The sequence below is a fragment of the Candidatus Binatia bacterium genome (genome assembly GCA_036382395.1).
In the GTDB taxonomy this organism is placed as follows: Bacteria; Desulfobacterota; Binatia; order HRBIN30; family HRBIN30; genus JAGDMS01.
In genome coordinates this window covers 1-8,087 of record DASVHW010000001.1, presented here as the reverse complement: position 1 = coordinate 8,087, position 8,087 = coordinate 1, and the positions used below count along the sequence as shown (strand labels likewise).

The 8,087-nt window shown below is 64.0% G+C and carries 11 protein-coding genes; 4 read left to right on the top strand and 7 right to left on the bottom strand.

Annotated features, from left to right (window positions below; all coding sequences use genetic code 11):
• The 4 genes from VF515_00055 to VF515_00040 form a co-directional block, all read right to left on the bottom strand.
• Nucleotides 1-521: vitamin-B12 independent methionine synthase (locus tag VF515_00055; GenBank protein ID HEX7406022.1), on the bottom strand; the 521-nt coding region annotated here is incomplete at its 3' end.
• Nucleotides 522-523: 2 nt separating this feature from the next.
• Nucleotides 524-1,255 carry an OsmC family protein gene (locus VF515_00050; protein ID HEX7406021.1) on the bottom strand — a complete coding sequence of 244 codons (732 nt, stop codon included), beginning with the start codon at nt 1,253-1,255 and terminating at the stop codon, nt 524-526.
• An 11-nt stretch (nt 1,256-1,266) separates the two neighbouring features.
• Nucleotides 1,267-1,629, bottom strand: a complete 363-nt coding sequence (locus VF515_00045) for a DsrE family protein (GenBank protein ID HEX7406020.1) — start codon at nt 1,627-1,629, stop codon at nt 1,267-1,269.
• Nucleotides 1,630-1,633: 4 nt separating this feature from the next.
• Entirely contained in the window at nt 1,634-1,879 is a 246-nt protein-coding gene (locus tag VF515_00040) for a sulfurtransferase TusA family protein (protein HEX7406019.1), read from the bottom strand.
• 111 nt (nt 1,880-1,990) lie between these two features.
• Between VF515_00040 and VF515_00035 the strand changes: the two genes are divergently transcribed.
• The 3 genes from VF515_00035 to VF515_00025 are packed head-to-tail and all read left to right on the top strand — an operon-like array spanning nt 1,991 to nt 4,675.
• A complete protein-coding gene (locus VF515_00035; protein ID HEX7406018.1) occupies nt 1,991-2,854 on the top strand; it encodes an LLM class F420-dependent oxidoreductase in 864 nt (287 codons plus the stop codon).
• 2 nt (nt 2,855-2,856) lie between these two features.
• Nucleotides 2,857-3,273 (top strand): nuclear transport factor 2 family protein, encoded by a 417-nt coding sequence (locus tag VF515_00030; protein ID HEX7406017.1) that lies wholly within the window; start codon nt 2,857-2,859, stop codon nt 3,271-3,273.
• Nucleotides 3,274-3,298: 25 nt separating this feature from the next.
• Nucleotides 3,299-4,675: a geranylgeranyl reductase family protein gene (locus tag VF515_00025; GenBank protein ID HEX7406016.1), complete on the top strand. Its 1,377-nt coding sequence runs from the start codon at nt 3,299-3,301 to the stop codon at nt 4,673-4,675.
• A gap of 127 nt (nt 4,676-4,802) precedes the next feature.
• On the opposite strand, the gene VF515_00020 is transcribed toward VF515_00025, so the two are convergent.
• From VF515_00020 to VF515_00010, 3 genes are all read right to left on the bottom strand, one after another.
• Nucleotides 4,803-5,240 (bottom strand): CoA-binding protein, encoded by a 438-nt coding sequence (locus VF515_00020; protein ID HEX7406015.1) that lies wholly within the window; start codon nt 5,238-5,240, stop codon nt 4,803-4,805.
• 193 nt (nt 5,241-5,433) lie between these two features.
• A complete protein-coding gene (locus VF515_00015) occupies nt 5,434-5,811 on the bottom strand; it encodes a helix-turn-helix domain-containing protein (GenBank protein HEX7406014.1) in 378 nt (125 codons plus the stop codon).
• Complete coding sequence (locus tag VF515_00010) at nt 5,808-6,131, bottom strand: type II toxin-antitoxin system HigB family toxin (GenBank protein HEX7406013.1); 324 nt, start codon at nt 6,129-6,131, stop codon at nt 5,808-5,810. The genes VF515_00015 and VF515_00010 overlap by 4 nt, the downstream gene beginning before the upstream one ends.
• A 651-nt stretch (nt 6,132-6,782) precedes the next feature.
• Between VF515_00010 and VF515_00005 the strand changes: the two genes are divergently transcribed.
• A partial coding sequence (locus tag VF515_00005) for an ABC transporter ATP-binding protein (protein ID HEX7406012.1) occupies nt 6,783-8,087 on the top strand: 1,305 nt, incomplete at its 3' end.

Below are 8,087 nucleotides of genomic sequence, written 5' to 3'. Positions count from 1 at the left end.
ACGATCGCGTCGGCGAGTGATTCCCGCGTGGGGTAGGCGGTGTCGGAGAGATTCTTCACCCAGGTCGAGCGGCTGAGCAGATACGGGCCGGGCAGCGTGACCTTGATGGGTTTCCGCGTGTGGGCACGCAAAAACTCGAAGTCGCGCAGCACTAGGGGCTCGCGACGGCGAAGCGGGCCGACGACGGTGGGGTTCTTGATCGCAAAGGCGGGGACATCGAGAGCCTGGAGTAAGTTCTCGAACGCCGCCTTGTCCTCGACGTAATCGAGCAAATCCGCCATCGTCATCAGGCGGATACCGTCGAGACGCTCGCAGATGAACGAGTAGAAGTTGTCGCGCCGCTGCTCGCCGTCGGTGACGATGTCGACGCCGGCATCTTCCTGGTACTTGATGGCGAGCAACGTGGCCTCGTCACGCAACGCCTCGAGATCGCCACTGCGCCGCTTCATGGCGTCGAGCAACCAGGGCGGACGCGGCCAGCTGCCGACGACGGTGACGGGAAAAAGGGGCCAACGTGACATGGTCACACCGTTCTGAGATCGATATGTACCGCTACCTGACGCAGGAGCGAGGAGGTCACGGGGCAGCGGCGCAGGGTCTCTTGAAAGAGGGCTTCGAGCACCTCGGCGCCCGCGTCGGCGTCGATGTAGATCCGCCCGTCGATCTGCTCCAGGCCGGCATCACCGTCATGCTCGACCCCGAGGAACACCAGGATGTTTCGCGAGCGGGCCTTCAGGCTGACTTCCAGATTGCGCACGGTGATCCCGCGCTGCGACAAGCGCCACTGAAAGCCCACCACCAGCGCGCCGCCGAGGGCACCCAAGAGGTACTCGACGGCTGACGGCGCGGGGTCGGCGGTGTCGAAGCTGGCCACCTGTCCGATGTCGAAGGAGTGGTTGCGGGCGAAGGCCTTCGCCTGCATGCCCTCGGTCCAACGCACCCGTGTCTGCCAGGCGAAGGAGCGGGCCTGCTCGAGGTCGGTGTGGAGAGCCGCGTCCGTTCCCTTCTTGCGCAAGAGGTAGTGGGCATATCCAGCTTCGCCCTCGCGCATGCCGAGCAGGCTGTGGCCGACCATGCGGCACCACGCGGGCAGGTCCTCTCGGACGCTGATCTCGCGGCTGCGCACCTCCAGTACCCCGCCGGCCGCCAACGGCGCCATGGCGTTGCGGATGATCAGCAACAAGCCGCTGCCACAGTCGAGGTCTCCGCCATCGCAGACGGCATCCGGCTCCGGGACGCCGGCAGGTGCATCCATCGTTGTGCCGCTCAGTAGCTGACGCAGGGGCTGCCGTCGGACAGAAACTCGACCAGCTTGGCGCCGCCGACGATGGTGGCGCCGGCGATCAGCTTGCTCTCGTCGAGCCCGCGCTTCTTGAAGCAGGGCGAACATACCCACACCTTGCCGCCCGCTTTGACGAAGTTCTCCATCAGTTCCTTGAGGGGCGCAAAACCTGCCTCGTGGATGTCATCGGCGTAGCCGTGCTGCGACAGGCGCACGCCTTCAATGCTGAGGAACACCAGGGTGTCCTTGTCAGAGGCCACCGCCGCGTTCGCGATCACGAAGCCCACCGTCGCCTTGTCGGTGTTATCCTTGGAACAGGTCAGACTCACACAGAACTTGTTCGCCATCGTTTCAACGCTCCCTTCTTCTGATCCAGTATTCAGGATGCTGTGCTTTGAGCAAGGTATGCCCGGTCATGCCGCACCATGCCGGCAGGTCCTCGGGCGCACCCAGGTCGCGGGCGGTCAGCTTGAGAATGCTGCCCGGGGCCATGGCCTGCAGGCGCAACCGCAGTTCAAGAACCAGCTCCCCGCAGCCCATGTCACCCGCGTCCCACTCGGCATCGGCGGCGAGATTATCGTGTTCGCCATTCGTCATCGCGCTCCGGTATCCTTCCAGCTGGGCACAGGTGAGTAAAGACCCAGTTCTCGCTTCCCGAGTGCCGTGTAGTCCAGCTATAAGGCTGGACATGATACGCTGGCGTGCTCAATGAAGTTCGGAGTGATCCCCCCATACGGAATGGCCCCGGTCGAGGACGGAGCCTTCGCCATTGCCTTCGCGCAGATGGCTGAGGAGTACGGCTTTGAATCGATCTGGGTGGTGGAGCACGTCATCATGGCGGTGGCCTACGAGTCCATCTATCCGTACGACCCCAGCGGCCGCTCGCCATTTACCGCCGACGTGCAGCAGCCTGACCCGCTGCTGTGGCTCAGCTACGTGGCGGCGGCCACCACGCGCATCCGCTTGGCGACCGGCGTCCTCATTTTGCCGCAGCGCAACCCGCTGATCCTGGCCAAGGAGTTGGCGAGCCTCGATCGTTTGTCTGGCGGACGCGTCGAGTTGGGCATCGGCATGGGTTGGGTGCGCGAGGAGGCCGACGCGGTCGGAACCTGTTTTGACAACCGCGGACGGAGGGCGGATGAGTACGTTGCCGTCATGCGTACGCTGTGGCAGGAGCCCGTCGCCAGCTTCAAGGGAGAGTTCGTCAACTTCGACCGGGTGGTCTCAAAACCCAAGCCAGTGCAGGCCGGTGGCGTGCCGATTGTGGTTGGCGGTCACACCACCGCGGCGGCGCGACGCGCGGGGCGCTTGGGCGATGGCTTCTTTCCGCTCGGCGTGTCGGCAGACCAGCTGGCCTCGTTGCGTGCGATCATGGCCGAGACCGCGCGGCAGCACGGGCGAGACCCCGACGCCATCACGATCACCTGTGTCGGCAGCGCCGACCTACAATGCGCTCAGTCCTACGCTGACATGGGCGTTGATCGAATGGTGATCGCTGCATTGCAGCGCGATCTCAACGGTCTCCGTCGCCAGTTCGAGAAGTTCCGCGACGATGTCATGAGGAGGGTGTAACCATGTGTGACGATCATCATCTGGAAGAAAACAAACAGATCGCGCGCGAGTTTTTCGCGGCGCTGAACCGGGCCGACAGCGCGGCCATTGCCAAGCTGTACGCCGCCGATGCCGAGCTTTGGACCGCGGGCTCGCTGCCGTTCTCCGGCACGTTCACGAAGACGCAGGCCATTCAAGGGATGGACGCGATCCTGTCGCTGTTTCCGGAGGGTTTGAAGTTCACCATCAAGGGGATCACGGCCGAGGACGAACGCGTGGCGATCGAGGCCGAGTCATATGGGCGTCACGTCAGCGGCAAGATCTATAACAACCAGTATCACTTTTTGATGATCATCCGCGACGGCAAGGTCTCTGCCTTCAAGGAGTATATGGACACCATGCACGCCAACGATGTGCTGGTGGGGGCAGGGACAGGGTGAGAAGAGGGGTAGGGGGGTACTTCCCATGATGCCGCGGGCCGATCTGCAACAGTACGACGTGATCGTGGTCGGAGCCGGGCCGGCCGGCGCGACCGCCGCGTACTACCTGGCCACGGGCGGCAGGCGGGTTGCGCTGCTCGAGAAGGCCAGCTTCCCGCGCGACAAGTACTGCGGTGACGCCTGGTGTGCCCCTGCGCTCGACATCCTGGAGGATATGGGTGTTCTGCAGCGGCTCGAAGCCGAGGGCCTGGTGCGCGACACGACTTCCGGCGGCTTCATCTCGCCTTCGGGGGAGAGCTACGTGAGCGTCAGCGAAGGCGGTGGGGCTCCCGGTACCCGCTGCTACGCCATCAAGCGGATCATTTGTGATGAGCGCATCGCCCGCCGCGCGGCGGAAGTTGGCGCGGAGCTGTTCGAGGATGCGAATGTTGCGCGGGCGGCGCTCGAAGACGACGGCTGGTGGGCGGTCCGCTGCCACGATGGCAGGGAGTTCCGCGCCAAGATGCTGGTGGCAGCCGACGGGGCGAACAGCCGTTTGGCGCGCGCCCTTGGCGTGGTGACCACCCCACCTCAGGCCGTGGCGAGCCGCCAGTATATCCGCGGCGGCACGCACAACTTCAAGTCCGGCGGCGTGCTCTTCTACCCGAAGTACATCTTGCCGGGATATGTCGCGCTGTTTCGCCACTACAACGACGACATCGATGTGGGGGCCTACGTCATTCCCGGCGGTGCCCTCACCAACGATCGGCTGGCGGATGTGTACGAGAACGAGATCAAGCGGGATCCCTTCGTGCAGCGCGCGCTGGGGCCGCGGGCCGAGCCGCTGGAGCGGGTGAGGATCGCGCCGATCCGCTTGGGCGGCGAGGCGCGGAGCACGGCCCGACAGTTCATGGCGGTCGGCGATGCGGCGGGGCAGACCGATCCACTCACCGGCGAAGGCATTCACACCGGCATGATCGGCGGCAAGCTGGCGGCGCAAACCATCCACCAGCTGTTTGCCAGCGGAGAGTTCTCCGAGCAGGCATGTCTGGCGTATCACACGCGCTGGATGTCGGCCTTCGGGCGCGACTTCCGCGCCTCGGCGGTGGGCGCCCGGATAACCTATCGATTCCCGTTGTTCTTGGATGCGGCCAACGTCGTGGCGCAGCGCCAAGGGGATGCGTTCATGTCCGAGTTCGGTGCGGCGATGACCGGCGTCAAACCCAAGACGACGTTCCTGAAGCCCGGCGTGGCCATCTCGTTGGGCGTTGAGGTGCTGCGGCAGATCTTCAAACGGAAGATCCGGCAGGCTGGCACGTCCGAGGAGCAGGCCTATGCCGCCCACGCGGTGGAGCACGTGTCGCGGGCAACGGCGTTCGGCAACGCCTGTCTGATCGACAGCGGCGTCGGCGGTTCGGACTAGGCCCAGTCTACGAAGCTTGAAATCGACAGTCGATGGTCGCGAGTCGACAACTTTTGGCGTCCGAAACGACGAAGATGGCGCCTCAATGACCGGATCGACGCAACGTCCTGAAGGGGCGCCTCCGTCCTCAGTACTTGCCGAGCAGCTTGTTCAGCCACTTGTGGATCGAGTGGTAGGTGAAACCCTGGGCCACGTACATCACCGCGCAGGTGCCGGTCAGGATGTTCATTCCCTTCTGCTTGGCGAACTCGATGGTTTCCGGCGTATCGCGGTTCATGTGAACCCACACGTTCTTGATGCCCGCGTCCGCCGCTTGTCGCACCAGGTCCAGGGTTTCCCCCCGCGGTACTTCGAGGACCACCGCGTCAACCTTCTCCGGTAAGGATCGCAGGTTGGGGTAGGTCCTGTCGCCGTTGATCTGGGCGACGGAGGGATCGACCGCGAAAACCTTCTTGCCGCTCTTCTTCGCTTCGCCGTAACTGATCTGCGGAAAACCCTTGAGGGCGGAGTGACCAACGAAGGCGTAGCTCGAATGGGTCCAGAACGCTTCATGTGCCGAGGCCATAATCATCCCCTCCTTGCTGTTGTGGTGCTCGATCACCGCTGGCAGTAACGGCAATCGGGGTTGCGCCTGGAGTGCGGACTTCAGCCCTGCACGCTCGGCACATCCTCCGCGAAGATCGGGGTCTCGAGAAAACGCACTGCTGGAGACTACGCCAATGGCGGAGCGGCGACAATTGATCCCCTCCTGTTGCTCGCTACGCTGCCTTCCCACCTCGGCTCGGACGGATCAGCACCTCTGCCGAGATACCAAGCTTCTCGTGCAGGCGGCGGATCATATTGATCGACAAGCCGCGGCGCCGGTTCAACACCTCCGCCACGCGAGTCCGGGTCCCCAGAATGTCTTCCAGGTCTTTACGTGTCAGGCCCTGCTGTTCCATGCGAAACTTGATCGCCTCGATCGGGTCGGGCGGGTCCATCGGAAAGTGCTGCGCCTCGTACGTATCCACGAGCGTGGCGAGGATGTCGAGGCGGTCACCGTCCGGGGTGCCAGACTTGGCGCCCCACACGCGCTTCATCTCCGCCACGGCTGTCTCGTAATCGGCCCGCGTCTTGATTGGCTTGAGGTTCTTCATATATCGACCTCCTTCACATCGATGTGATCGTAGTCATCATGGGTGCCGATCCACTTGATCCAGACGATGCCCTTTTCGAAGTCAACGGACACCACCAACCGATAGTCATTGCCCTTGATGTTGAAGACGATCCGGTCGGCCGATACAACGCTGACCGACGCGTAATGGCGCTTGACGTCAGCAGTGCTCTTCCAGTCTGCCTTCCGCACTTCGTCGAACCATGCATCGACGGCCGCCTTCAGTGCCGCCTGATCCTTGTGGCCGGCTCTGGACTCGACGAATTCACGGAGCGTCCGGCGGGCGATGATACGCCTGGACAGAAGCTAGTACGTGCCCATTTTGGGCGCAAGCTCCCTCGCGCGCGACGCCCCCGGTGGCCGGCTCACGGTGCCGTTCCGGAAGGCGTGCGAACGTCAGCGCCATGGCGTGGATGCCGCCCTCTCTCTCACGCTGAGACCCGCGGATGTAGCGCGGTCGCGGGACACGCGCACAGGGGATGGCGACGTTGTTGGCTTACGACGTGAGAGCGCTGACGCAACGGCCGATCGCGGCGGCGTTTGGGGTCACGTCATTTGCGGTGAGCGGGGCGATTGCGAGGCATCACGAGCGCAGGCCGCCGGAAAGACCCACCGAGCAGCGTTCGGAGGTAACTGCGAACGCTAATTAGGGTACTGCCCAGCGGTCGGGACGGCCGTGGTCGCGGCCGCCAGCCTCGATATCGCCCGTGTGGAAGCGATCGACTGCGGCTGCATCGGGGGCGCGCAACGGCCTTCCAAAACAGCTGCCTCATCGACCGTTGACCCCTCCGGTCCCGCTTACGCAAGGTATGGGGATGCGCGCATACAGGCGTAGCTAGGCGGGCCGATCCCTGCTATCCAAAAACGTACATGCACGGGGTCGAGAACGATCCGGCCGGCCGGCGCGTCAGGTCAGAACGCACACGCTCTTCACTGCTGCGGTTCCTCCGTTATGTGGCGCCGCACAAGTGGTACATCGGCGGTGCCGCTGCGGCCGGCGTGTTGAAGTTCGGCATCCCGCTCGCCTTCCCCCTGGCGCTCAAGTACCTGACGGACGTGGTCCTGGGGCGGGACCCACAGGCTGCCAGCGAATCCACCAACCGGATGCTGGAGGCCTGGTGCGCCGGCGTGCTGCGCGCGACGCCGTGGCTGGGTGCGGGTAATAGTGGCCGGCTCGTGGTCGTTGGGCTGTCCATGCTGGCGCTGTACTCGCTCTTGGGCGTGGCGAGCTTCTACCGCAGCTACTGGTCCGGCCAGGCAGGACACCGCCTGATCTTCGATCTGCGCTACGCGCTCTATCAGCATATTCAAAGCATGTCGCATTCGTTTTTCGACGAACGGCGCTCCGGCGCCATTGTGGCGCGCTTCGTCAGCGACATTCAGTTGGCGCAGAATTTCGTCGGCTCGGCGCTGACCAACGTGTGGATGGATAGCGCCTCGCTCGGCTTGGTGGTGTGGATTCTGTTTGTCCTCGAGCGCCGGCTGGCGTGGGTGGCGCTGACGGTCATCCCATTTTACGTGGTGCTGATTCGCTACTTCAGTCCCCGCATCAAGGCGGCGAGCCTATCGGTGCAGGAAATGCTGGGGGATTTCTCCGGTGACCTGCAGGAGAAAATCGCCGGGGTTGCGGTGGTCAAGGCCTTCAATCGCGAACAACACGAGGCGCGACGGTTTTATCGCAGCAGCCGCACCCTGCTGGATTTGACGCTGCGCAACGTGGCGCTGTCTTCGGCCAACCAGGCGGGGACGACTCTGCTGACGAGCGTCGCGCCGCTGGCGGTCGTGTGGGCGGCAAGCGCCATGATCCTGCACGGGACCCTCAGCGTGGGGACGATGATCGCGTTCTACGCCTACCTCGGCAGTCTGTACCTGCCACTGCAGCGCTTCAGCGAACTGAGTGTGGTGGTGAGCAACTCCTTGGCGGCGATCGATCGCATCTTCGAGTTCTTCGACATCCGGCCGGAAGTGGCGGAAGCAGGCGACGCCCGCCGGCTCGACCAGGTGAAGGGTCGGGTCGCGTTTTGCGACGTGAGCTTCTCTTATCCGTCGCGCCGCAACGGTCATCCGGCGCTCTCCGGTGTCAGTCTGGAGGTCGCATCCGGTGAGACCGTGGCGATCGTCGGGCGCAGCGGCGCCGGCAAGTCGACGTTGGTCTCCCTGATTCCACGTTTCTATGATGTCGCCGAAGGTGCCGTGTGCATCGACGGCATCGACGTGCGCCGCCTGACCCTCGCCAGCCTGCGCGATCACATCGGCATC